Origin of the sequence: Shewanella sp. TC10 (assembly GCF_009663145.1) — a bacterium.
GTDB lineage: Bacteria > Pseudomonadota > Gammaproteobacteria > Enterobacterales > Shewanellaceae > Shewanella.
Genome location: NZ_VKHR01000033.1, coordinates 1 through 24595 on the forward strand (window position 1 = coordinate 1; position 24595 = coordinate 24595).

18 protein-coding genes and 6 tRNA genes are annotated in these 24595 nt (G+C 39.3%); 9 read left to right on the forward strand and 15 right to left on the reverse strand.

What is annotated here, in order from left to right; genetic code table 11:
• Positions 1–65 precede the first annotated feature (65 nt).
• Both FNZ24_RS12335 and panP read left to right on the forward strand, forming a co-directional pair.
• On the forward strand, positions 66–1229 hold the full coding sequence (locus FNZ24_RS12335) for a glycerate kinase (RefSeq protein ID WP_153914787.1): 1164 nt from the start codon (positions 66–68) through the stop codon (positions 1227–1229).
• Positions 1230–1359: 130 nt separating this feature from the next.
• Positions 1360–3006 carry a pyridoxal-dependent aspartate 1-decarboxylase PanP gene (panP, locus tag FNZ24_RS12340; RefSeq protein WP_153914788.1) on the forward strand — a complete coding sequence of 549 codons (1647 nt, stop codon included), beginning with the start codon at positions 1360–1362 and terminating at the stop codon, positions 3004–3006.
• Between the two features lie 142 nt (positions 3007–3148).
• Here the strand turns inward: panP and secF are convergent, their stop codons facing one another.
• The 4 genes from secF to FNZ24_RS12360 all read right to left on the reverse strand — a co-directional run bounded on the left by secF (position 3149) and on the right by FNZ24_RS12360 (position 7548).
• Positions 3149–4042 carry a protein translocase subunit SecF gene (gene secF, locus FNZ24_RS12345; RefSeq protein ID WP_153914823.1) on the reverse strand — a complete coding sequence of 298 codons (894 nt, stop codon included), beginning with the start codon at positions 4040–4042 and terminating at the stop codon, positions 3149–3151.
• A 47-nt stretch (positions 4043–4089) separates the two neighbouring features.
• Positions 4090–5883 (reverse strand): protein translocase subunit SecD, encoded by a 1794-nt coding sequence (gene secD, locus FNZ24_RS12350; RefSeq protein ID WP_228768470.1) that lies wholly within the window; start codon positions 5881–5883, stop codon positions 4090–4092.
• 169 nt (positions 5884–6052) lie between these two features.
• Entirely contained in the window at positions 6053–6610 is a 558-nt protein-coding gene (locus tag FNZ24_RS12355) for a hypothetical protein (protein ID WP_153914790.1), read from the reverse strand.
• Positions 6611–7457: 847 nt separating this feature from the next.
• Positions 7458–7548 (reverse strand) — tRNA-Ser (locus FNZ24_RS12360).
• A 243-nt stretch (positions 7549–7791) separates the two neighbouring features.
• Here FNZ24_RS12360 and FNZ24_RS12365 point away from each other — a divergent pair.
• Together FNZ24_RS12365 and fabA are read left to right on the forward strand one after the other, a co-directional pair.
• The gene (locus FNZ24_RS12365) at positions 7792–9531 is read left to right on the forward strand and encodes a S16 family serine protease (protein WP_153914791.1); all 1740 of its coding nucleotides are present in this window, start codon (positions 7792–7794) and stop codon (positions 9529–9531) included.
• A gap of 73 nt (positions 9532–9604) precedes the next feature.
• Positions 9605–10120: a bifunctional 3-hydroxydecanoyl-ACP dehydratase/trans-2-decenoyl-ACP isomerase gene (fabA, locus tag FNZ24_RS12370; protein WP_153914792.1), complete on the forward strand. Its 516-nt coding sequence runs from the start codon at positions 9605–9607 to the stop codon at positions 10118–10120.
• A 156-nt stretch (positions 10121–10276) separates the two neighbouring features.
• Here fabA and rmf read toward each other — a convergent pair whose 3' ends face one another.
• The 5 genes from rmf to rlmKL form a co-directional block, all read right to left on the reverse strand.
• Entirely contained in the window at positions 10277–10453 is a 177-nt protein-coding gene (rmf, locus tag FNZ24_RS12375) for a ribosome modulation factor (RefSeq protein WP_102528615.1), read from the reverse strand.
• Positions 10454–10652: 199 nt separating this feature from the next.
• The gene (locus FNZ24_RS12380) at positions 10653–12548 is read right to left on the reverse strand and encodes a DUF3466 family protein (RefSeq protein ID WP_153914793.1); all 1896 of its coding nucleotides are present in this window, start codon (positions 12546–12548) and stop codon (positions 10653–10655) included.
• A gap of 25 nt (positions 12549–12573) precedes the next feature.
• A complete protein-coding gene (locus tag FNZ24_RS12385; RefSeq protein WP_153914794.1) occupies positions 12574–14499 on the reverse strand; it encodes an ABC transporter ATP-binding protein in 1926 nt (641 codons plus the stop codon).
• Positions 14496–14762: a glutaredoxin family protein gene (locus FNZ24_RS12390; RefSeq protein ID WP_228768471.1), complete on the reverse strand. Its 267-nt coding sequence runs from the start codon at positions 14760–14762 to the stop codon at positions 14496–14498. Before FNZ24_RS12390 ends, FNZ24_RS12385 begins: the two co-directional genes overlap by 4 nt.
• A gap of 3 nt (positions 14763–14765) precedes the next feature.
• Positions 14766–16913, reverse strand: coding sequence for a bifunctional 23S rRNA (guanine(2069)-N(7))-methyltransferase RlmK/23S rRNA (guanine(2445)-N(2))-methyltransferase RlmL (rlmKL, locus tag FNZ24_RS12395; RefSeq protein WP_153914795.1), 2148 nt, complete (start codon positions 16911–16913; stop codon positions 14766–14768).
• A 344-nt stretch (positions 16914–17257) separates the two neighbouring features.
• Here rlmKL and FNZ24_RS12400 point away from each other — a divergent pair.
• The 5 genes from FNZ24_RS12400 (at position 17258) to FNZ24_RS12420 (ending at position 17887) form a co-directional block, all read left to right on the forward strand.
• Positions 17258–17334, forward strand: a tRNA-Met gene (locus FNZ24_RS12400).
• A 100-nt stretch (positions 17335–17434) separates the two neighbouring features.
• Positions 17435–17511 (forward strand) — tRNA-Met (locus FNZ24_RS12405).
• Between the two features lie 29 nt (positions 17512–17540).
• Positions 17541–17617 (forward strand) — tRNA-Met (locus FNZ24_RS12410).
• A 28-nt stretch (positions 17618–17645) separates the two neighbouring features.
• Positions 17646–17722 (forward strand) — tRNA-Met (locus FNZ24_RS12415).
• Between the two features lie 88 nt (positions 17723–17810).
• Positions 17811–17887: transfer RNA gene (locus FNZ24_RS12420), tRNA-Met, on the forward strand.
• Between the two features lie 212 nt (positions 17888–18099).
• Here the strand turns inward: FNZ24_RS12420 and galU are convergent.
• From galU to FNZ24_RS12450, 6 genes are all read right to left on the reverse strand, one after another.
• Entirely contained in the window at positions 18100–18981 is an 882-nt protein-coding gene (gene galU / locus FNZ24_RS12425) for a UTP--glucose-1-phosphate uridylyltransferase GalU (RefSeq protein ID WP_153914796.1), read from the reverse strand.
• 69 nt (positions 18982–19050) lie between these two features.
• Positions 19051–20400: an O-antigen ligase family protein gene (locus FNZ24_RS12430; RefSeq protein ID WP_153914797.1), complete on the reverse strand. Its 1350-nt coding sequence runs from the start codon at positions 20398–20400 to the stop codon at positions 19051–19053.
• A gap of 14 nt (positions 20401–20414) precedes the next feature.
• Positions 20415–21116, reverse strand: coding sequence for a hypothetical protein (locus FNZ24_RS12435; RefSeq protein ID WP_153914798.1), 702 nt, complete (start codon positions 21114–21116; stop codon positions 20415–20417).
• A 15-nt stretch (positions 21117–21131) separates the two neighbouring features.
• Positions 21132–21857 carry a tyrosine-protein phosphatase gene (locus FNZ24_RS12440; protein WP_153914799.1) on the reverse strand — a complete coding sequence of 242 codons (726 nt, stop codon included), beginning with the start codon at positions 21855–21857 and terminating at the stop codon, positions 21132–21134.
• Positions 21854–24064, reverse strand: a complete 2211-nt coding sequence (locus FNZ24_RS12445) for a GumC family protein (RefSeq protein WP_153914800.1) — start codon at positions 24062–24064, stop codon at positions 21854–21856. Before FNZ24_RS12445 ends, FNZ24_RS12440 begins: the two co-directional genes overlap by 4 nt.
• Positions 24064–24585, reverse strand: coding sequence for a polysaccharide biosynthesis/export family protein (locus FNZ24_RS12450; protein WP_153914801.1), 522 nt, complete (start codon positions 24583–24585; stop codon positions 24064–24066). Before FNZ24_RS12450 ends, FNZ24_RS12445 begins: the two co-directional genes overlap by 1 nt.
• Positions 24586–24595 lie beyond the last annotated feature (10 nt).

A 24595-nucleotide genomic window follows, 5' to 3' on the forward strand; every position in this document is an offset into this window, starting at 1 on the left:
ACTAAAAGTGCCACCCTRTAYAGGGTGGCACTTTTAGTCGTTTAACTTAGCCCAAGAGATCTGATATGAAAATAGTCATTGCCCCTGACTCATTTAAAGAAAGCCTTAGTGCATTAGGTGTTGCTAATGCGATAGAGGAAGGTTTTAAACGAGTTTTTCCTGACGCTGAATTTTGTAAAGTACCGATGGCTGATGGTGGAGAAGGCACTGTACAAGCCATGGTTGATGCCACTGGTGGAAGACTAGAAACCCTGCAAGTGACAGGTCCCGATGGACAACCTGTTAACGCGCAATATGGCATATTAGGATCTCAAGGAAAATATACCAACAGTGTCACCGCTGTGATTGAGATGGCTGAAGCTTCTGGCTTACATCACATTGAACGTGATAGACGTAATCCAATGCTAACAACTAGCTATGGCACAGGTGAGCTTATCCGAGATGCGCTTGATAAGGGTATTAACCACATTATTGTAGGCTTAGGTGGCAGCGCAACCAATGATGGCGGCGCAGGTATGGCGCAAGCGTTAGGTTTTAAACTAAATACAGCTCAAGGTACTTCAATCAGTTACGGCGCTGCGGGTTTAAGTCAATTAGCTTATATCGACGATTCAACTGCACATCCACTGATTGCTAACTGCAAAATCGAAGTGGCATGCGATGTTGATAATCCTTTATGCGGCAATAATGGCGCTTCAGCAATTTTCGGTCCGCAAAAAGGCGCGACACCGGAAATGGTCTCTGAGTTAGATAACACGCTTAATCACTTTGCAAGTATCGTCAATAGCACACCAACATTACAGCTAGCTAATGATATAGCACAATACCCTGGAGCTGGCGCAGCTGGCGGAATGGGCTTTGGGGTCATGACTTTACTAAACGCTGAGCTTCAGCCTGGTGTCGACATTGTGATTAAATCAGTGAAATTAGCAGAGTTAATGCAAGGGGCGAATATCGTCATCACTGGCGAAGGTAGAATGGATAGCCAAACTTTAAGTGGTAAAACACCTATGGGAGTGATGCAACAAGCACTAAACCAGCAGATCCCTGTCATCGGTATTGCAGGTTGTTTAGGTGAAGGCGCTGAACTCATTCTAGAAAAAGGCATGACAGCGATTTTCCCTATCATTCCAGCGCTTGCGCCTTTGGATGATATTTTAGCTGATGCCCATAATAATTTGGTTAATACCGCTCAAAATATCGCCGCGACGCTAAAGCTTTCATTATAAATCAGCTCGATTTTAGCAAAAACTTGCTGACCTATAATCCATGAAGTAAAGTTAGCCCTCATAATTGCCAAGAAGCCTATTAATGATTTAACGCTTCTTGGCTGAAAAATAAAAATGATGGCACGATTACATGACCGCAAAGAACTACCGACAAGCCCAAGCATCAGAAGCGAGCCTTCTACGTATTTTTACTATTCCTGAAGATGCGGAATCCACGCTAAGTATCATTGAGCAGAAGCTTTCTGAAGACTTAGCGGGCTTTTTAGGTAACAGCATTGCCGCCCTTGAAAAACCTTTAACGCTAATCGAACAAGATTTTTGCGCCTATCAAATTCCAGAGTCACCAAGGTTTGTATCAGATTACACTGATGAAATCATGAAAAACTTAGTGGCGCACTCAGTACATACCTCAGCGCCAAGTTTCATCGGCCACATGACCTCTGCACTGCCCTACTTTGTTTTGCCACTTTCAAAAATGATGGTGGGCTTAAATCAAAACCTGGTCAAAATTGAAACATCGAAAGCCTTTACACCGCTTGAACGTCAGGTGCTCGGTATGATGCATCATTTAATTTTTGATCAATCTAATAATTTTTATGACCAGTGGATGCACAGCGCGAATTACTCGCTTGGCGCATTTTGCTCTGGGGGCACTGTAGCCAATATTACCGCTTTATGGATTGCACGAAACCAGCTACTCAAAGCCGACGGCAATTTTAAAGGGATTAATCGAGAAGGCTTGCCCCGGGCACTAAAACATTATGGTTATGATGATTTAGCTATTTTAGTCTCTGAACGTGGTCATTATTCGATAGGTAAAACTGCAGATTTACTTGGCATTGGTCGTGACAATATCATTAGTATCCCAACTGACGCTGACAACAAAGTCGATGTACAACAGATGCGTCAAACAGCCGCTAGGCTTGAAAAAGACAACATCAAAGTGATGGCAATTGTTGGGGTTGCTGGCACCACTGAAACCGGCAATATTGACCCATTAACTGAACTTGCACAATTAGCCTCTGAATTACAATGTCACTTCCACGTTGACGCAGCTTGGGGCGGCGCTAGTTTATTATCGAACAAGTACCGTTATTTACTTAAAGGTATTGAACTAGCTGATTCTGTCACCATAGATGCTCATAAACAAATGTATGTGCCAATGGGCGCTGGAATGGTGCTATTTAAAGATCCTGAACTAGCACATGCGATTGCACACCATGCTGAGTACATTCTTCGTGTCGGCTCTAAAGATTTAGGTAGCCAAACGCTAGAAGGCTCTAGACCAGGTATGGCGATGTTAGTGCATGCTTGCTTACAAATCATTGGCAGTGAAGGTTACGAAATTTTAATCAATAACAGCCTTGAAAAAGCACGTTACTTTGCAAAAAAGATTAGCAATCACCAAGATTTTGAACTCATTACAGAGCCTGAACTTTGCATCTTGACCTACCGATTTGTTCCTCAGCAAGTTCAAGCCTTTATCAATGATGCCATTACTCACAATGACACTGATACGCTCAATAAGTGTAATAAATTGCTTGATGGATTAACTCGGTTTATTCAAAAACATCAACGTGAGCAAGGTAAATCATTTGTTTCTCGTACAAGAATTAAACCCGCAAAATACCAACGACAAACAACAACGGTGTTCAGAGTCGTACTGGCTAATCCACTCACCACCCATGAAATACTCAATAGTGTGCTACAAGAACAAACCGAAATAGCAAACCTAGACAAAAAATATTTGCCGCAGTTATTGGCCATATGCAGTTAGGCGATTAAATACTTATTTAAACGCTAACATATGTAGTTAGACACTAAAATGTATAATAAAAACCAGCCATGGGGCTGGTTTTTAATTTCACTATCGAATTTTAAAATGACAAAGCTTGTATTCGCAAACTTCAACTAGGCCGTTACGAATAGGTTTCCTCAACATCTATTGGCTGTGGAATATAGTCCGCTGGTTTTAAACCAAACAATTGCGGCATTGTCACCCCGAGCGCTATAGATGAACAGGTTCCGCAGACTATTCCCACAAATAAGGCAATTGAGAATCCTTGTAAACTGGCTCCCGCTAACAACCATAAGCTCGATACAGTCACAAGTGTTGTACCTGAGGTAACTAATGTACGTGAAAAAGTAGCCTTAACCGCTTCATTGATAATTTCATTGGTATCACCATTAGGTCTCATTCGCATGATTTCTCTGACGCGATCAGCAATGATGATTGAGTCATTGAGTGAGTAACCTAATACTGCTAATAACGCCGCTAAAACCGTTAAATTAAATTCTAACTGCAGTACAGCAAATACCCCTAGAACAATAATGATATCCGTCATCAAAGCAAGTAAAGCTCCGGATGCTAAACGCCAATCAAAACGCAAACTCAAGTACACCATGATCATCGTTAAGCACACTAAAACAGCCAGACCTCCTTGTTCGACCATCTCATTACCCACCTGTGGCCCAACAATACTATGACTTACCAATTCCACCTTTTCGCTTATCGTCGCTAATTGCTCTGTAATGCTCATATCACCCGTTACTTCTTCGCTGTAACGTAATATCCATTGGCCATCTTCAGAGGCTTTTATCACTTGAACATCTTGATCTAACACTTTATCCAAATGTTGGTTCAATTCAGTCAATGTCACTTTATTATCGAGTGTCACTTCTGTCACTACACCGCCAGTGAAATCCAGCCCCCAATTGAAGCCTTTAAGACCAATCATCAATATTGAAATCAGCAACATCAATACTGAAAAGCTCGTGAGTAAAAATCTAATTCGAGTTAAACCCGTTTTCATTTGGTTATTATCTGGCTGATTTTTTGAAAATTTTGAAATGAAGTTATTCATATTTTTACCATACGACGTTTATCACGTCCCCACACTAAATTGATAATTGCTCTTGAAAGGAAAATACCGGTAAACATGCTGGTCAATAACCCAAGTCCTAACGTCAGCGCAAAACCTTGTATAGGTCCATTACCTATAGAGTAAAGCGCGATAGCCACAATCATAGTGGTTAAGTTAGCGTCCCAAATCGATGAAAATGCGCTATCAAACCCACTATTAATAGATTGAGCAAAGCTATTACCTAGCTTCATTTTGTCCCTTATACGCTCAAAAATAAGTACGTTAGTGTCGACCGCCATCCCCACGGTCAATACCAATCCGGCAATACCAGGCATGGTCAATACCGCGCCAGGAATTAAAGCAATCAAACCTACCAGCATGACAAGGTTGATACATAAAGCAGAATTTGCCACCCAACCTAAGCGTCGATACCAAAAGGCAATAAATGTCAGTGTTAAACCGAGTCCCAATGCCAACGCAGCAAAACCGTTTTTAACGTTGTCCGCGCCAAGGCTTGGTCCGATAGTACGCTCTTCAACTATGGTGACTGGTGCAGTTAAAGAGCCAGCGCTAAGTAACATCGCCAACTCTTGTGACTCTGCTAAATTGCCACTACCTGAAATCATAAACCGGTTACCAAGGTGAGCCTGAATAGTCGCAACACTTATCACTTTACTTTTCTCTACGCTTTCGCCGTCTTTTCCTTGGCTAAATTCGTTATAAAGCGTTGCCATTGGATTACCAATATTATCCCGTGAGAATGATGATATTTTTCTACCGCCTGCAGAGTCTAATGTCAGGTTAACTTGTGGCATGCCCATTTCACCGATACTTGCTCTAGCATCAATGATATGTTCACCACCCAAAATCGCCCTTCTGTTTAAATGAACAGCTCTGCCATTTTCATCATCCACTGACATCGCCATAGGCGAACGCGGCTCAGCCAAAGCATGAAAAGATAAAGATGCTGTCGCGCCGATCACATTTTTAGCCGTTGCAGGATCTTGCACGCCAGGTAGTTCAATGCGAATCCGGTTCTGGCCTTGGCGTTGAACCGATGCTTCAGTAATCCCAAGGTGTTCAATACGGCTACGCATAATTTGCAGGTTTTGTTGTACCGTTGTACTACGGAGCGCTTCACGGGCTTCTTCAGTTTGAGTTAATACCAATGTATTGCCATTCACACTGCGCTGCCATTGAGGAAACTCTTCACGCGCGCTAGCTACACCAGTTTGTAAATCGACAGCATTTCGAAAGTTAAGCTGAACTTTGCCATCTACATGCCGACCTTGGCTGCCCCTGACCATTTGCCTAAATTCATCAATCACCATTTGACGATGGGCGTGGTAAACCGGTTCCATATCTACATCCAGTAAAAACTGCACGCCTCCACGTAGATCTAGACCTAACTTAATTGGATTAAACCCTAAGTCGGTTAACCATTTAGGTGCATCAGATTCCATAGCTAATGCCACAACGACATCATCGTCTGCCAAGTAAGACTCCATCGATGTTTTCGCTATGGATTGCTGGTTTGGATCGTTCAACACAATGGTTATTTTGTCTGGTGTTTGAGTAACGTAATTCGTCGAAATATCTTCGCTATTTAACTGCTTAACAAGCTGTGATATCGGTATTTGGTTATCCCTAGCGTTAATATGCAGCGCAGCATTTTCGCCAAAAAGTGACGGTATAGCGCTAAGAAACATCATTACAATGCTAATAAGCAGCACGATGTATTTCCAAGTCGCAAAGCGATTAATTGGAAGTTGAGGTGTTTTTTTATTCACGTTTTTATTCTCTGTTAAGAATGAACCCGTGCACTTGTGAACCAAAGAATGTGCGTGAGCATAATTCTTACGATTCAAACTCGAAAGAAAATGGCTCAAACAGGTATCTACAAGGGCACTGAAAATTGCCATAAGCAGGCAATAACTAATTTAATTAAATAACAGAGGGTTAACTAAAACGTATGTGATTATGAGTATAAAGACTATTACCGTCTTTCCAGCCGGATAGGCGAGAAACAGTACTAGATAGCTGACTAGTCCAATGAGAGGCAAATTTAGGCTTTTCTACTGGGGGGATAAAGCGATTAAAAATAGCGGGTTCAAAAAAAGCAATTTGTAAAAAATAATTAGGTTTTGCACCTACACCTGCACGGTTATCACTACTAACCACACGCCTAACTTCATTGAAAAAGTTAACACTGGCTAATTCGCTAATGAGTGGTTGCTCTTGCTCCGGTGAGGCTTGCTTTTTTTGTGGCTGACTTTTAAGAAGAGCTTGAATGTAATCTTGTCCTTCGGACACACTCGCTTTCGAAAAAAGATCAAGTTTGTTTGAGTACTGAGAATTTAAATCACTAACTTGTTTTTTGAAATCACTTTGAACAAAATTTGAAATTTCAGCTTGTTTCAAATTCTGCCCATCATTTAGCTGCACTTGTGCAATCGCAGAGAAGCTACTCAGCGATATTAACAACAATAAAATGATTTTCAGACGTTGAAACAACAAAGTTTATTCCATATTTAAGTGTGAAGCTGAAGTATATGCTGAATTGTATCAATCCACATACTATTAATTCTGCAACTTGAATTAAACAATGTTAATAAAGGTTATTAGACCGATTTTAGATAACCTCTACATTCATCTTCTAGAAGCGCTTTAACTACCTTCTTTAGTAACTCAATCTCAAGAAAGCAAAAAGCCCGCTACTTTGCAATAACAGGTTTTCTAGATATGGCGTAGAGATAGCGTATTTTGAAAAAGGAACCCTACATTGATGCGCTACAAACCTTTGAACTCTCTCGTCTAACTATCTCAAATTCTAGATAGCAAAAAACTCGTTACTTTGCAGTAACGAGCTTTTCTAAATATGGCCGAGAGATAAGGATTTGAAGCCTACATTGATGCGCTACAAACCGTTGAACTCTCTCGTCAAACTATCTCAAATCTAGATAGCAAAAAGCTCGTTACTTTGCAGTAACGAGCTTTTCTAAATACGGCGGAGAGATAAGGATTTGAAGCCTACATTGATGAACTACAAACCCATGTAGTTTTATATATTAAATTCTAGATAGCAAAAAGCCCGCTATAAAATAGCGGGCTTTTCTATATATGGCTGAGAGATAGGGATTTGAAGCCTACATTGATGAGCTACAAACCTTTGAACTATCTCGTCAAACTATCTCAAATTCCAAATAGCAAAAAACTCGTTACTTTGCAGTAACGAGCTTTTCTAAATATGGCCGAGAGATAAGGATTTGAAGCCTACATTGATGAACTACAAACCCATGGAGTTTTATATATTAAATTCTAGATAGCAAAAAGCCCGCTATAAAATAGCGGGCTTTTCTAAATATGGCGGAGAGATAGGGATTTGAACCCTAGATGGGCTACAAACCCATGCCGGTTTTCAAGACCGGTGCATTCGACCACTCTGCCATCTCTCCGAACGCCGAGAATAATATAAGTATCAGACTCACTTGTAAACATGATTTTTTAAAAACTTATTCAAATGGTCATCAAATAGTCTTTTTAGTGTTTTTTTAACCAAACCGAGCCTAAACAACTCATTAAAGAAATCAAAAGTAATCTAAAAGGCCAGATTCAAACGCAATAATGGTTGAATCATTTCAATGATATGACGATATTGTGTGCTAAAATCGATTTAATTATTTCTAACATTTGTTGCTATGACCACAACTTTAATCCCAAGCTCGCAACTTGCACCGCAGTTCACCTTGCCTCAATCTCTACCAAGTACCGTATATTTAAGCCACTTATTACTTGGTCAAGAGCGCTGTGTAGATGCATTTAATTTGATGTCAAAAGTCAAAAATCAACATCTATATCTTGCCGATTTTGCCAGCATCGATCGTGAGCTTTTCATTAAGGCCTTGGTTGGGCAAACTGATACGCCATCTGACTCATATCTGGTAGCCACTAAGAGTCAAAATGAAAATCAAGACTTTAGCTTTCGCTGGCAAACTGAACTGCCTTCGGCTAACGTCGGTACTATTGCAAACCAAAACCAATTGTTTAGCTATGTTAGCGGTCAAATTCGTCGGGCCGACTTGATTGGTAAAATGCAGAAAACCGAAAAATCTAGTCAATATAAGCCTGGTATATTAGCTTCCAATCATTTTGTTTTTATTGATGTAGAATCGCTATGGAAACGTGAAGGCCTGTGGGAATTTGTGATGCAAATTCTAGAACAAGGTCATTATCGCATTAATAGCGAACTTGCCCCTATTCCGCTTAATTGCAAAATTATCTTTGTCGGTGCAGTCAATTTATTCACCCACTTACGCAGCGATGACAGAGTATTTTTTAAATACTTCCCATTGCTTGCTGAAGTTAATTCAGAATTAGATTTGACTAAATATTCTGAAAGTCAGTATTTACAATGGCTTGTAAGTTTAGCCAATGAATATAATGTTGAATTGGAGTTATCTTCAATCATGCCGTTATTTTGGTATAGCGCAAAGCTTACTGAGCACCAGCAACGCTTAAGTTTATCAATGTTGCAAATAGCGCAAGTCATGACGCAGGCCAATTCATTAAAAGCAACTAAAGCAGTAACTGCTTCTTCTATATCAAAAGCCCTTGTAAATGCTAAAAATCGTCATGACAGTTCTGAGGTTTATGCAGCACAGAGTTTTTCTGATAATTTCATTAATCTGCAAACTACAGATGAGATGATAGGCCAAATCAATGGACTCACTGTTGTTGATACTCAAGATGCTAGTTATGGTGAGCCCGCCAGAATTACCACCACAGTGCATTATGGTGATGGTGAAGTCATCGATATTGAAAGAAAGTCGGAGTTAGGTGGCAATATACATACAAAAGGCATGATGATTTTATCTGCCTCGTTATATCGTATATTTGGTCGTGACGCGCCGTTACATCTAAATGCTAACATCGTTTTCGAGCAATCATATCAAGAAATTGATGGCGACAGCGCTTCCCTAGCCGAATATTGTTGCCTTATGTCATCAATTGCAGAGCAACCCATCAATCAAGCTTTTGCTGTAACTGGTGCACTTGATCAATTTGGTAATGTGCAAGCGATTGGCGGCGTGAATGAAAAAATCGAAGGCTTCTTTAATTTATGTAAAGTACGTGGATTAAATGGTGAACATAGTGTCATTATTCCAAAAGCGAATGTGTTGCAATTAAACTTAGAACCTGAAGTTATAGAAGCCATATCCAAAGGTTTATTTCATGTTCACGCCATAGAACATATGGATGAAGCCATTTCGTTACTCATGCAGATTTCAGCAGGTGAGCGAAATGAAGATAATGATTTTCCAGAGAAATCTTTATATGGTTTAGTACAACAACGTCTAGAAAAAATGGCTGGTCAAGATGATGACGAGATTGAGCCATCATTTATACAAAAAATATTAATAAAATTACGGATAATTTAGTGATCGGAGTTGTTTAGCTTACACGTGTTCGCTATCTTGTCACCCTACTCAACATCAAGTGGTAATATTTTAAATGGTAAAAGCTAACAGTTTCACTAAAGAAGAGTTAATCGCATGTGGTAATGGTAACCTTTTTGCACCTAACTCACCTCGCTTACCTGTCGATAATATGTTGATGATCGACCGTATCACTAAGATTAATGAAGACGGTGGTGAGTTCGGTAAAGGCGAAATCGTAGCTGAACTGGATATTACACCTGACTTATGGTTTTTCGATTGTCACTTTAATGGCGATCCAGTTATGCCAGGCTGTTTAGGCTTAGATGCTATGTGGCAACTCGTCGGTTTTTATCTTGGTTGGGAAGGCGCTGAAGGTAAAGGCCGTGCTTTAGGAGTCGGTGAAGTTAAATTTACTGGGCAAGTTTTACCAGAAGCTAAAAAGGTCACATATAAGTTAACCCTGAAACGTAAAATTCATCGTAAACTCGTAATGGGCATTGCTGATGCAGTCATGGAAGTTGATGGCCGCGAGATTTACTCAGCAACAGATCTTAAAGTGGGTATTTTTACTGATACTTCTTCATTCTAATTAAGATAAATTTTGTGGCGATGAGTAGATTGAAAGAATCTAAAAGTAAAACCTAATCTATCGAAAAGTTCGAGCCCCACAAAACATCTATAGTATTTTCTTAAAAGCCCTCATATGTCTTATGAGGGCTTTTTATATTCTTAAATCAAATTACATCTATTTATTAAATAAACCGCTTAAACGGCCATCAACACCTTCACGCCACCCGCCTAACCATTGTGATTTAGAATCTAAAGTTCCATATGGACAAAGTTCTTTTGAACGTCCTGCAATTCCCGCTTGGAAACCTTTAGAAAAAGCTCTATCTAGTCGATCTCTTTTTTGTCTTTTCATTAACACATCCTCGTTTTGTTAATTAAGCCTAATTAGTCTGTACCTCACTAATGGCTTCAACATAAGAGATAGGCGAAAATTCATACAAGATCAATGTCGATTTATGACAAATTTATGCATTTTTAATTAAGATATTGAGAAAAAAGGCAAAAAAAAACCGAGGAAAAAACCTCGACTTTTTGTTCAAAAAATGCTCAGACTATTTCATTTTACGACGACGTAACCAAAGTAATGGTAAACCCAATAACCATGCTAAAGAAGCTGCACCTTTACGTACATAAGGTTCATCTTCTACGAGATCAGATTCTGTACACGCTTCTTGGTTACCAGATGTAGGCTTAAGTACTACCATTCTGGTTAAGAATGAAGTAACAGGATCGCCATTACCATCGATTTCAAATAGCGGAGTGCCATTTTCACCTAAAATCAAATTCCCATCGCTATCATATTGGTATACTGGTTTACGAACGAATGCTGTACCTACGATTGTTCCTTGTTCGTTAATACTGTTAGCTTCAACAACATAGAATTCAGCACCGTAAGTTAAAATAGAGCCATCACCATCAATCACTTCAACTTGATGACGAGTCCACTCACCATCTTCATCTTGCTCGTAACCTTTCGATTCACACGTTAGGTTATTATTGATATTAATAAACTCGTTATCATTCATGTTAAACAAGAAGCCCGCTTTTGGACGCGGCTTATCTTTATCATAAGTAACTTCAATGTTACCCACGACTTGACCAACATTATTGATCGCTTTTGGTTTACTAGTTAAATCCGACAATCCTTCTTGAAAATCATCAGGCACGACAATTTCAGCTGCGGGATCATTGATGTCATAGTAAAAGAATTTTTCTCTTAAATAACCGCTGATATACTTTTGAAAGCTACCAACAACAATACCGTTATCATTAATATCATAGGCTATTGAACTGTAGACTGTGTCACTAAAGATATCAGGATCAATCCAGTTATATTCGTATTCGCCTGTAGTGGTATTTTTCTGCCAATATGCTGCATCTTGATATAGGTCGTCTTCTTTACCATTTCGGTAAGTATGCGATCTTCCGACGATGACATCATTGTTATTCAGCCCTAAACCTTGAGCGGTGTAATTTAACGTTGAATCTTCATCCGGCGTCAAACCCAGTGGAAGCTCAATGATATTATCTTCAGGGATAGTATTATCAGCTTCAATCTGCCATACATGAGCACGAGTTTGATAAGAAATATTTCTTACACCATTAGATGGATATTGATCTGCTTGTACGCAAATCTCAACTGGCACAGGAAACTCAGCATCTTCATCTTGACTAGCATCAATACAACTATCAACACGATCTGAACTGAAATCGGTAATATCTGTACTTGCATAACCCGCAACAAGGTTATTACTGTTTACTGCTGCTGCAGCTGACCAGCCACCTAGTTCAACAACAAAATCATCATCTTCACGAACATAGGTTTCATACGATGGAACTAGTTCAATTTCAGTTCCATCTTCGGTTACCGCGACTCCGCGCAATTCAAAGTCACGGTAATACCAAAACTCTTGGTCTTCATCACTGCCTTCATAATCCATGGTTTTTTCTGGTGCAGTGTATGCGCCTACTTTGACATTACTGTCATTCATACCATAGAAAAAAGTATCCACTGAGTTAATAATTAACTCACCTTCATCATCCACTTCAGTAGGGGCTGTGGTGCCATTAATACTAAAGAAATTTGGATTCCAAGGTGACTCAGCATCATTTTCTTCAGCAGTAAATGTATAGTTATTGGCAATAATCGGTAAAAAAACTGAATATACAATAGCTTCTTCAGGAGCAATACCATCTTCAACGTCGATAACACCATCGTCATCTTCATCATCTACAGATAATTTTTTCTTACCTTTAGATACCCCCACCATTTCATCGTTAGCATTAACACCCAGAGCGTAGCCACGGCTGGTGCCATCGACATTACCTTTAAGATCAAAATCTTCAATGTTTACAATTTCGTATACAGGTGCAGCATGGACACTTCCAATAGCGCCAAGCACACTCAAGGCAACGACAGATAATGCCTTATCAAACTTCGACTTCATTTTAATTCCTATTTTTATTATGCGCTTACTTCAATGACTCGAGTTCTTCCCAACGTTCAAAGCAAGTGTCCAATTCTTGTTCTTTTGTCGCCAATGCTTGCAGCACTGTATTGACAGCATCTTGTGGTTGGCTATAAAAATCAGCCGAAGCCACAGTATTTTGTAATTCTTCTACTTCTTGTTCCAACTTCTCCATCTTACTCGGCAATTGGTCGAGTTCACGTTGAAGTTTGAACGATAATTTTTTCGGCGCGTTAGTAGCTGTTTGCTTAGGCTTTTCAGTCTTAGTTTCAACAGGCGCTGATGCTATGACAACAGATGCGGCTTCAGGTTCCTCAGAATAAAATTTAGCGCCCTGAGAAACGGCATCATTATAGCCACCAACATATTCATGCCAGCCACCATTACCTGCAAACCACCAACTACTGGTTACGGTATTATCAATAAATTCACGGTCATGACTAACAATCAGTAATGTCCCAGCAAAATCAGTAAGCAAAGACTCTAACAATTCTAGGGTCTCAACATCAAGGTCATTGGTTGGTTCATCGAGAATAATTAAGTTTGCAGGTCTTAAAAGCAAACGAGCAAGCAACAAACGGTTTTTCTCACCGCCTGATAATGCCTTGACTGGTGTTCTTGCTCTTGCTGGAGAAAATAAAAAGTCTTGTAAATAACTTAAGATGTGACGATCTTGTCCGTTAATCGTAACGGTACTTTTGCCATCGCCAACGTTTTCTTCAACGGTTTTTTCAGGATCAAGTGCTTCGCGGTATTGGTCAAAATAGGCAACTTCAAGCTTGGTCCCTACTTTCACTTCGCCCGATTGCGGCGTTAATTGCTCAATCAGTAACTTAATTAATGTTGATTTACCACAACCATTAGGTCCGATTAAGGCAATTCTATCGCCACGCATTACTGTTGAACTGAAGTTTTTAACGAGATCTTTTTCAGGTAAATTGTAATTAATATTTTTGATATCAAATACTAACTTACCAGAGCGTTCAGTATCACTGACATTCATCTTGGCATTGCCTTGACGGTTCAAGCGCTCACTACGTTCACTTCTTAATGCTTTTAACGCTCTAACGCGCCCTTCATTACGAGTTCGACGCGCTTTTACGCCTTGGCGGATCCAGGCTTCTTCTTCAGCTAGTTTTTTATCAAAGTGAGCATTTTGCTCTGCTTCAACCCGCAACCATTCTTGCTTGCCTTCTAAGTACATTTTGTAGTTACCAGGCCATGACGTCACAACGCCACGATCAAGATCAACAATACGAGTCGCCATTCGATGAATAAAGCCACGGTCATGACTTACAAAAACAATGGCACCTTTGAAGTTAAGCAAAAATTGCTCTAACCATTCAATAGTATCGATATCGAGGTGGTTAGTTGGTTCATCAAGTAGTAATAAGTCTGGCTCGCTCACTAACGCTCGAGCTAAGGCAACCTTACGCTGCCAACCACCCGATAATTCGTTTAAAGGTTTATCAGGATCAAGGCCTAATAGTTCACAATTTTGTATGATACGTGAATCCAACTGCCAACCATTATTATGATCAAGAGATTCTTGCAGGCGGGTCATTTGATTGAGCATTTTCTCCATTGCATCAGGCTCAGCTGTTGCAACATCGTGAGAAAGCTGATGGTAACGCTCAAGCTGCTCACCAATTTCTTGCAGGCCTGCTGAAATATACTTATATACAGTACCTGTTTCAGCCTTAGGTGGGTCTTGCTGCAATCGACTTACTGTTACATCGGAGGCAATGTTAAATTCACCATCATCAAGTAACACATCTCCTGATAACACTTTCATCAAGCTTGATTTACCTGCGCCATTTCGGCCAACAATACAAACACGCTCACCAGGTAAAATAGTGAAATCAGAATTTTTCAATAATGGCGTATAACCATAGGCTAACGATCCATTATTAATACGAACTAGACTCAAACGACGCTCCTAATAAAATCAGTTAACTGCTCGCCATCAAATGGCCAAAACAGCTCTTTGTCACCCATTACTAACACTGGAATTGAAATACCATAACGCTCAGCTAATAGATCGTCATCGCAAATATCAATATGCTCATAGCTCATGTCTAATTGTTCAACTAATGACTGAGCTAACTCACACAGATGACAACCATCTGTGTGATATAAAATGAGGCTAGAATTTTTATTCATAGTGTTAGTTAACATATTACTACTCTGCATGCTTTAGCTGCTATAAGGCGACTTAGCGTGAGTGATTAACCATGTATTATGGATGTGTGGATTACGCTTATAATCCATTGGTAAGGTCTGATTATCAATGTTCTTAATATCCATTTTATATTGGCTTAAAAGATTGATATCCATTTTAAATTTACGTTTATTATTCGAAAATATTATCTCGCCATTAGGGCTTAACAACTTAATCAAATCTACCAGCAAAGCGGCATGGTCACGCTGAACATCCCAGCTATCTTCCATTCTTTTTGAATTTGAGAAGGTTGGCGGGTCAATAAAAATCAAATCGAATTGTTCATTACAATCTTTAATCCATTGAATACAGTTTGCTTGTTCAAACTGGTACTGTCTAACATTGAGGTTGTTTAACTCAAAGTTTTCTTTAGCCCAAGCAAGGTAGGTATTTGACATATCGACTGTCGTGACAGACTTAGCACCACCAAGTGCTGCATGAACTGATGCACTACCTGTGTATGAGAACAAGTTCAATACTCGTTTACCTTTAGACTTTTCACCGACTAATTTACGGGTTAAGCGATGGTCCAAGAATAAACCTGTATCTAGATATCCAGTGAGGTTTAATTTAAAGCGGGCATTATATTCTTGAGTGATAATTTCAAGTTTTTGCTCATCAATTTTTTGATATTGATTGGTTCCCTTTTGACGCTCACGGGTTTTTAACGTGACTAGTTCAGGGTCAATGCCTAATGCATTTGGCAGTGATAACAACACATCGGTTAAACGACGTTTGGTTACCGCTTCAGGGATACTGGCCGGTGCTGAATACTCTTGAATAACAACATGGTCAACATATTTATCAACGGCGACGTTATATTCAGGCAAGTCAGCATCATAAATGCGGTAGCTATCTATGCCCTCTCTCTTCGCCCATTTAGTCAGCTGTTTCATATTCTTTTTAATACGATTAGCAAATGCTGGTGAAATGTCGGCTATGTCGACACCTTCTGGCAATACAGGTGCTTCGCGGCGAGTGCTTTTTGCGTGCAGTGTATAAAGATTAAAACCACATTCAAGTGCGCCATTAAACATCTTCATTTGTTTATCAGCTTTAAGCTTTAATGCTGACAATAATTCAATGTCACTACAAAGCATGGCAATTTTCCAACCGCCGAAGTCTTTCTTAAACTTATCACCCAGCTGATAATACAGCTGAAGTAATTCAGTAATGCTACCTAAACGCTCACCGTATGGAGGGTTAGAAATAAGGAAACCGTCTGCAACTGGCGGCGTTACATTTAGTGCATCAGAGACTGAAAATTCAATTAAATCGATAACGCCGGCATTTTCAGCATTCTTTTTAGCTAAAGCGACTAAACGAGAATCAATATCTGATGCGAAGAATTTAACCGCGCAGCGAGTCTTACCTAATGAAGCTCTTGCGTGAGCTTCATCTAAGATATCTTGCCAAACGTTATCGTCATGCTGAAGCCAATGTTCAAAGCCAAACCTTGCACGTTGCAAACCTGGGGCAATATCAGCTGCCATTAATGCGGCTTCAATAACAACGGTGCCACTACCGCAAAAAGGGTCTAATAAGGTAATAGGATTTGCTTGCCAGCCACTTCGAGCTAGCATGTTTGCTGCAAGGTTTTCTTTTAGCGGCGCTTCACCTGTTGTAGAGCGGTAACCGCGTTGGTGCAGTGAAGGGCCGGAGAAGTTAATCGACATAGTCAGTTGATTATTACGGTAATGCGCATCAATTCTAAAGTCTGAATTAATTCGCTCTACGTCCGGTCTTTCTTTACCGTCATCACGAAAGCGATCAACTACCGCATCTTTGATTTTTAAAGCACCAAACTGGGTATTATTAATAAAACCGCCAGTACCATGAAAATCGATACCAAAAGTACTGTTATTAGAAAAGTGAGATGGCCAATCAACAGCATAAGCTGCGTTATATAGTTGCTCAGCAGATTCACAAGCACCTTTATAGATAACCACGACAATGCGGCTAGCGAGTCGAGACCATAATGTAATTCGGTAGGCAAGTTCTATTGGTGCAGAAAAATACACACCAGCGACGCTTTCCTTAACATCAGTAGCACCAAACTCTTTAAGCTCATTAGATAAGCTATATTCAAAACCCTTAGGGGCAGCAGCAAAAAAATTTAACATGGAATCGCAGTCATCATCTCACAGATATAATTAAGTCGGCATTATATACCTAAACCAAATCTCAAGTGTGAAAATGTCACTGAAAAGCACAAAATCTCGGTTTTTTATCCCCTTTTTACGTTAAGCTCACTTTAATAAGTAGAAATTTAGATCACTAGAGGGGCTGATTTTGATCTCAAAATTCCAATACTGGAAATTAAAGAATACTGATAATGCTCAAAAGCCAGACAATAATCCTTCAAAATAGCGATTTGTGCTCATTAACCCAACAAACAATCATAAAAATGTCATTTCGACTTGCCAAGCACTGTATAGGTCGTTATAGTTCGCCCCGCTTAAACGGACGCGGGATGGAGCAGTTTGGTAGCTCGTCGGGCTCATAACCCGAAGGTCGTTGGTTCAAATCCAGCTCCCGCAACCAATTTTTAAAGTGAATCAAGTATTTGGACACTTTATAAAACTGCAAAGTTGATAATTAATATTTTCAACATTCTGTTTAAGCAAGATAGTTTATATTCGGACGCGGGATGGAGCAGTTTGGTAGCTCGTCGGGCTCATAACCCGAAGGTCGTTGGTTCAAATCCAGCTCCCGCAACCAATATAAAAACTATCAATATTAAGTACGGACGCGGGATGGAGCAGTTTGGTAGCTCGTCGGGCTCATAACCCGAAGGTCGTTGGTTCAAATCCAGCTCCCGCAACCACTCACTTAATAACATTGAAAAAATCGGACGCGGGATGGAGCAGTTTGGTAGCTCGTCGGGCTCATAACCCGAAGGTCGTTGGTTCAAATCCAGCTCCCGCAACCAATTTCTTATAAAGACCTCTTTATAAGTTGTACAGATACTGTTTCACTTCAGTTCAATACATTTCAATGGTGTTTTAAATAAATACGGACGCGGGATGGAGCAGTTTGGTAGCTCGTCGGGCTCATAACCCGAAGGTCGTTGGTTCAAATCCAGCTCCCGCAACCAATTTATAAACGCCTTCTACAAGAATATTTCCCCTATTATTTCCAAATTTTTATTCATTCTTTTATCTATTAAAGTCCAGCAAGTAATTGTAAATACTTAGCACTTAGCACTTAGCACTTAGCACTTAGCACTTAGCACTTAGCACTTAGCATCTAATTTAGATACAAAAAAGCCTGCTAAGAAGCAGGCTTTCATAACAATCTATAAATTCTTTAGTTAACTAGTCCAGCAATAATTTTTCTAAAGTCTGCACCAAGTTTTTTATCATTTAAACCATATTCAACAAATGCTGCCATATAACTTAGTTTGTCACCACAATCATGCGATTTACCTGTCATATTGAACGCTTCAACTTTATCAGATTCAATCAACATATCAATGGCATCTGTAAGCTGGATTTCATTCCCTGCTCCAGCTGGAGTTTTGGCTAATAAATCCCAAATTTTTTCAGATAAGACATATCGCCCCACAACAGCTAAATTTGAAGGCGCTTCATTAACCGCTGGTTTCTCTACCATTTTAATAATTGTAGTTGACTCACCAGGCTTTACATCGAAGCCGTTACAGTCAGCGATACCATATTTATGGACTTCTTCTTCTTTAACTGGAGCTACCATGATTTGGCTTGAAGACGTTTCTTCGTAACGAGAGATCATTGACGCTAAGTTTTCAGAACTTTGATTTGCTGTGTACTCATCTAAGATGACATCAGGTAAAACAACAGCAAATGGGTTGTTGCCAATACATGGCTTTGCACATAAGACCGCATGTCCGAGTCCTTTAGCCTCTCCCTGACGTACATGCATGATTGTAACGTCTTTAGGGCAAATCCCTTGTACTTCCTTGAGCAATTGACGCTTTACACGCTTTTCAAGGGTTGATTCAAGTTCATAGGATTTATCAAAATGGTTTTCGATTGCGTTTTTACTGGCATGTGTTACCAGAACAATCTCTTTAACACCAGCCTTAACACATTCATCAACAATATATTGAATCAAAGGTTTATCAACCAAAGGCAGCATTTCTTTTGGGATGGCTTTTGTTGCAGGCAACATCCGGGTTCCTAAACCGGCAACAGGAATTACAACTTTCATAAGAGTCCTTTTTAAGTAAAGTAAAATAAATTGTCATTATCTAAAATTATTGAAGTTTATTTTTTTTATCTAATCCCCACGATGTCTCCGTGGTTTCTTCTTAAAGTCAGAAGGAAGATTATTGGAAATCCAACATAGGCTTATAATGGTGATGAACAATAGAGTATTGGCTGGAGATTGAAGGTTAAAGTCTACAAAATTATGAACACACATATGAATAATGGCCATCGCCGAACCAAAAGCCACACCTTTATAAAATTTATTATTCCTATTTTTCATGGTTTTACATGCTAACAAGAAGGCATATAACATCCATAATGCTAACATGGCAGAAATAACAACACCGTACTCTATCGAAAATTGTACATATTCATTATGTGCATGGTCATAAAATCCACTGTAAGGCCTAGGTTGAAAGCCGGGAAAAACAGTATAAAAGCTGCCCCCACCTGTACCAGTTAGCCAGTTTTGTTCAATTATAGGTAAGCTATCAATAACAACTAAATCCCTGCTTTCTGATGCGAAGCTAGTATCTTCAATACGTTGCTTAACTTTTTCAACGCCAAAAATAGAACCTACAATGATCAAATCTAATATGAAAATGCTAACAACTAGGGGTTTGAGCAATATGGGCGGTCGTCGATAAATAAAAATGGCTATGACAGATACAATAATAAGCGCGGTAAAAAAGCCTGCATTTCCCATTCTTGAACGACTTAAAATGAGACCAATAATCATAAGAACTATAGCTAAACGAATTAATAATTTTCGGCTAAATAAGGTCGATAAGCTAGTGACCAAAAACTGTCTAAGCTCAAAATCAGTACTTTGTGTTTTTAATTCTGAAATCAGCCAACCGATAGCAATCGAAAGACATAGAGCGAGATAATTTGCATAGTGATTTTGATAGGCGAATGTGCCTCTTGCTTTATCACCATCTGCATAATGAAATATTGGCGAAACATCTAAATTCATTAGATGAATCGTTGAGCCATAAAATGCTTGAAAACAACCAGATAAAAGTATCGAAAATACAATCCACTTGAGCATTTGACTATTAATACAGTACTCACTCAATAATAAAGCAAAAATAAGGTAACTTAATGTTTTTAATAGTTGCTGAGTTGTCTGGTAACTATCGACAGTACCTATGCCAGGGATCAAATTAATCACTTGTAAAAACAAAAAGCCTAAGAATACAGCCAAAGGGATCAATAATGTTTTTTGCCATTGATGACTAAGAAAAGCCTTATCATATTTAGCACAATATCCAATATGTATGCACCCTAAGCTCAATATCACAAACTCCAATATTGACCAAGCCCAAATCCTATTACTCCCTAATGGAATCGGCGAGAAAACAATTAACGTACATAAGATAAAAACAATATATTTAGCAAGTCGAGAAGAAGTGATCATCTAAACATTACATCCTATTTATAATTTTGATGACATAAAGATTCAGTAATCCAATGTGCCGCTGATTCAGAGAACTTGTTACCAGAATATTTGTAATAAGTGCACAAAACTTGGTCTTTCTCGTACTGCTTAACAAGTGATTGCAGTGTCAACTTCACATCCCATTTCGACTCTGTAGCTATCGTAGCGACATCTATTACTTGTTGTTTCTGCTCCACAGTTAACTCGTCCCAAAAAGCAAACCCAACTGCCAATATTTGGCGAATGACTTCCGGGGTATAGGGGCCTTTTTCTTGTCCTTGCAACAGTAAAGGCCATGCTTTATGAATATCTCCACTACTGAAAGCTATCATGGCCCCAAAATCAGCATAAGCATTTGGCCATAAGGGCCTTTGCGTTATTGCTGTTTCATATAAATAAGTTACGAATGATACATCCAAACGTTCAAACTCAGCATAACTGCCCCACTCTATTACTTTAGCTAAAGTGAGTAAGTAATGTGGATTCGAATTATCTAAAGAATAAGCATAAGTAGCAGCCTTTTTAGCTTGCTGATATTGCTCTTCATCCGCTTTTGCGTGTTTCTCCCAAAGCTTTAAATAATAAAGCGACTTAAAGTGATAGGCATTAGCTACCCCTTTTTGAACGAGTAAAGGCAGAAAAGCTAACAATATAATGATCAGCGCAGCATAAAATAACTTTCGAGAGGTTGGCATTATTAACATGGCAGTTTAGGAAAATAGCCTTTTTGAAATCAAATAAGGGTTATCAATAACCAGCTGATTAGCATATGTATGATCAGTTAGTACTTCAGCAATGGAATGAGCTTGATGTAACTTAGGCGGACGACGCTTTAAAGAGTGGCAGTCCGAACCGATAATGGTATAAAGCTGTTGACTAATCCATTGCTCACTTAGTGCTTTAGGCAACTCACCTAAGTCACCTATGAGAGATGCTGCAGTTAACTGAAACAAACAGCCTCTTTGCTGAAAAGGCTTAATTCTATCAGGGTATCGTTGCAACTCTCGGTTACGTTCAGGATGTGCAATCATTGGCAGAATATTGGCATTGATTAACCAATCAATGAGCTTCTCAACACCGGCGGGTAAGTGACTGCTAGGTAGCTCTAACAACAAAACTTTCTTTTCTTCAAAGTCCCCAACAAAGGGCAACTGCTTTTGTTTTGCCAACATAATAATCTCGGGGCAAACTCTTACTTCTGCGGCAACCCTCAGCTCAATCGGTAGGTTTTGAGCTTTTATTTCTTGCTGAACTCGATGATAAGCATCAACAATGGTTTGTTGAGTATTGTCGTAAATGCCGACGTGAATATGAGGAGTTGCCACAATCCGAGTGATACCTTGATTAATTGACTGACGAATAAGTGCCATTGACTCATCAAGAGACTTAGCACCATCATCTATTTCAGGTAGAACATGGCAATGAATGTCTATCATGACGCTTTAGCGTGTGTCTCAGACTCTTCGACACTATTGCTTTCATAAGGTTGATAGTAACCATACTGACCGTGGTATTGTTGTGCGTCTTTAATATTAAGCTGGTTTAACACTACACCAAACACTTTCCCTCTTGCTTGGTACAACTTGGCAAGAGTTAGCCTTACAGCTTCAGAACGCGTTGTGGCAGCTTTTACCACAGTCACAATCGCATCGCTGTGTGGGGCAATGACTAAAGCATCACTTACGGCTTGCACTGGAGGCGTATCAATAATTATTTTGGTATAGTGCTGTTTAAGCTCTTGTATAACCTTTGCTAAAATAGGTGTAGATAACAGTTCTTGGGGGTTAAGAGGAATAGCGCCAGCAGTAAGGACATCGACATTAGGCTTAACATCATGAGCAATACAGTCACCAACAGCTTCGGAACCTGCTAACACATTTGATAAACCTGGTTGATAATTAGGTAAACCAAAACGACTACCAACATTGGGTTTACGCATGTCAGCGTCAATAATTAACACCTTCTCCATACCAGAAAAAGCAAATGCCAAGTTCATTGCTACCGATGTCTTACCTTCATTTGGAAACGAAGATGTAACTTCAATTGTCGTTAAATCCTGCCCGAGTGCCATTAACGATAACGATGTCCTTATTGTTCTCACTGACTCCGCATGCATCTTGGCATTACTATCGTAAAAGGCAAAGTTAACCTCATCATAAGTCGCTTTTTTGTCAGCTTTTGGGATATAACCAAGTGCACGCTGAGATAAAACCTTCTCAACATCATCAGTGGTTTTAATTGTATCGTTTAACGCATCTAACACTAATACAATTACCATTGCGAAAATAAGACTCGCTAAGAAAGCTGCTACAACAATCAGCTTTTTGTTCGGCTTAATAGGGTTAAATGGGGTGACAGCTCTATCGGTAAACCTCGCGACAGGAGAATCAAAATCACCAGTGACTTCGGTTTCCTTCTGACGAGACAAAAAGCTTTCAAATAATTGCTGATTAGTATTAACTTCACGTAGTAAACGCTTATATGTGGTGTCGATAGTACTTAAATCTTGGAAGTCTCCTTTAGAGCTGTTGAATTGAGCCTCTAAAGAACGTAAGTTTTGTGATGCGGTTTGCGCCTCATCTTCTATACCTTGCACTAAACGCCCAATTTGAACTCGAAGATTGTTTTCAACCGTTGCAAGCTCTGCTTTTGCAGAAATCAATTTAGGATGCTTCGGTCCATACACTTGTTGTAACTCTGAAACTTTTCGCTCGACAATGCTTACTTCGCGTTTAACGTTTTGTATTGACAAATGTGAAGTCACTTCAGGCAAACTTTCTAATCGGCCTATATCACTCGCACCATATTTTTTAACCACGGCCATAAAGCTATCAGCTTGAGCCTTACGAGAACGAGCAAGTGTAATGTCATCACTTAATCTTTGTAGTTCTTTAGCATCTAGCGCCGTTACACCTTCAACATCAACTAAACCGTTGTCAATTCTAAACTGCTCTAAACGGTGTTCAGACGCATCTAAATTTACTCGTAAATCTTCTAATCGACCACCTAACCATATATTGGCTTTTTGAGTCATTCCCGCTTTAGCTTCAAGTTGACTTAGAATATAAGCATCTCCCACAGCATTTGAAACAAGCGATGCAAGCTCTGGATCTGGAGTTTCATAGCTGATATTAACCAATTGAGTTTTTCTTATTGGCGTAATAATAATATTATTTGCAAAACCATTTATCTTTTGTTGAAAAACTTTATTTTCATCAACAGGTGCAGCCTCTTCTTTAGGCAAAAAGTCGATACTATTTTTTAACTGCTTAAATAAAGAAGGTTGAGGTAAAAATTGAGGATGATTGACTAAATCTAGTTCATTGAAAACTCTTTCAGCAATTGAGCGAGACTTTAAAATTTCAAATTGAGTAAGGTAATACTCTCTTTGACCTGAGTTAATCCCATATACTTCATCAATTTTAATCGCACTTGCCTGCTCAGACTCGATGAGTAGTGTTGAAGTCGCACTATAAATAGGCTTCATACTCATCACAACAAATACGGTTAACGCAGTAACTATAATAGAGAAAGCAAGTATACGCCACTTGAAAAACAGAATAGGCTTAAATAACTTCTTAAAATCAATTAACTGCTCAGGAATAATAGGCGTTGTTTTAACTTGAGGGTTATTGGACATCATTAAAAGAATCTCTGCTCTATTGTTATAGTATCACCTGCATGAATTTTAGTTTTTATTTCCGCGCTTTCTGAAGTAGTTTTAGTGCCTTCACGAGAAATAAAAATTTTATCTGTTGAAGCTCTTTCTGTTAATCCACCCGCTAGGGCAACCGCCTGATTAATCGTCATACCAGGTTGGTATGGATATCCTCCGGGTTTTTTGACTTCACCATGAATGTAAAACGGACGATAATGAACAATCCCAACATAAACACTTGGTTCAACGAAATAGTCCCCTTTCAAGCCATTATAAATCAATGCCTCAACTTCTTTTACCGTTAAACCTCTTAACGCTAATGTGCCTAAAAAAGGGTAATTAACAGTACTGCTATTCGTAAGCCTAGTTTCAAGAGTTAAATCTTCTTCCCCATAAACTTTAATCACAATAGTATCACCGGCAGCTAAGCGATGATTTCCTTCTGATACAGCACTAGCATTACCGCTGAAAAAAATAACTGCACAAATCAGTAAAACAAATTTCATAACCTTCCTT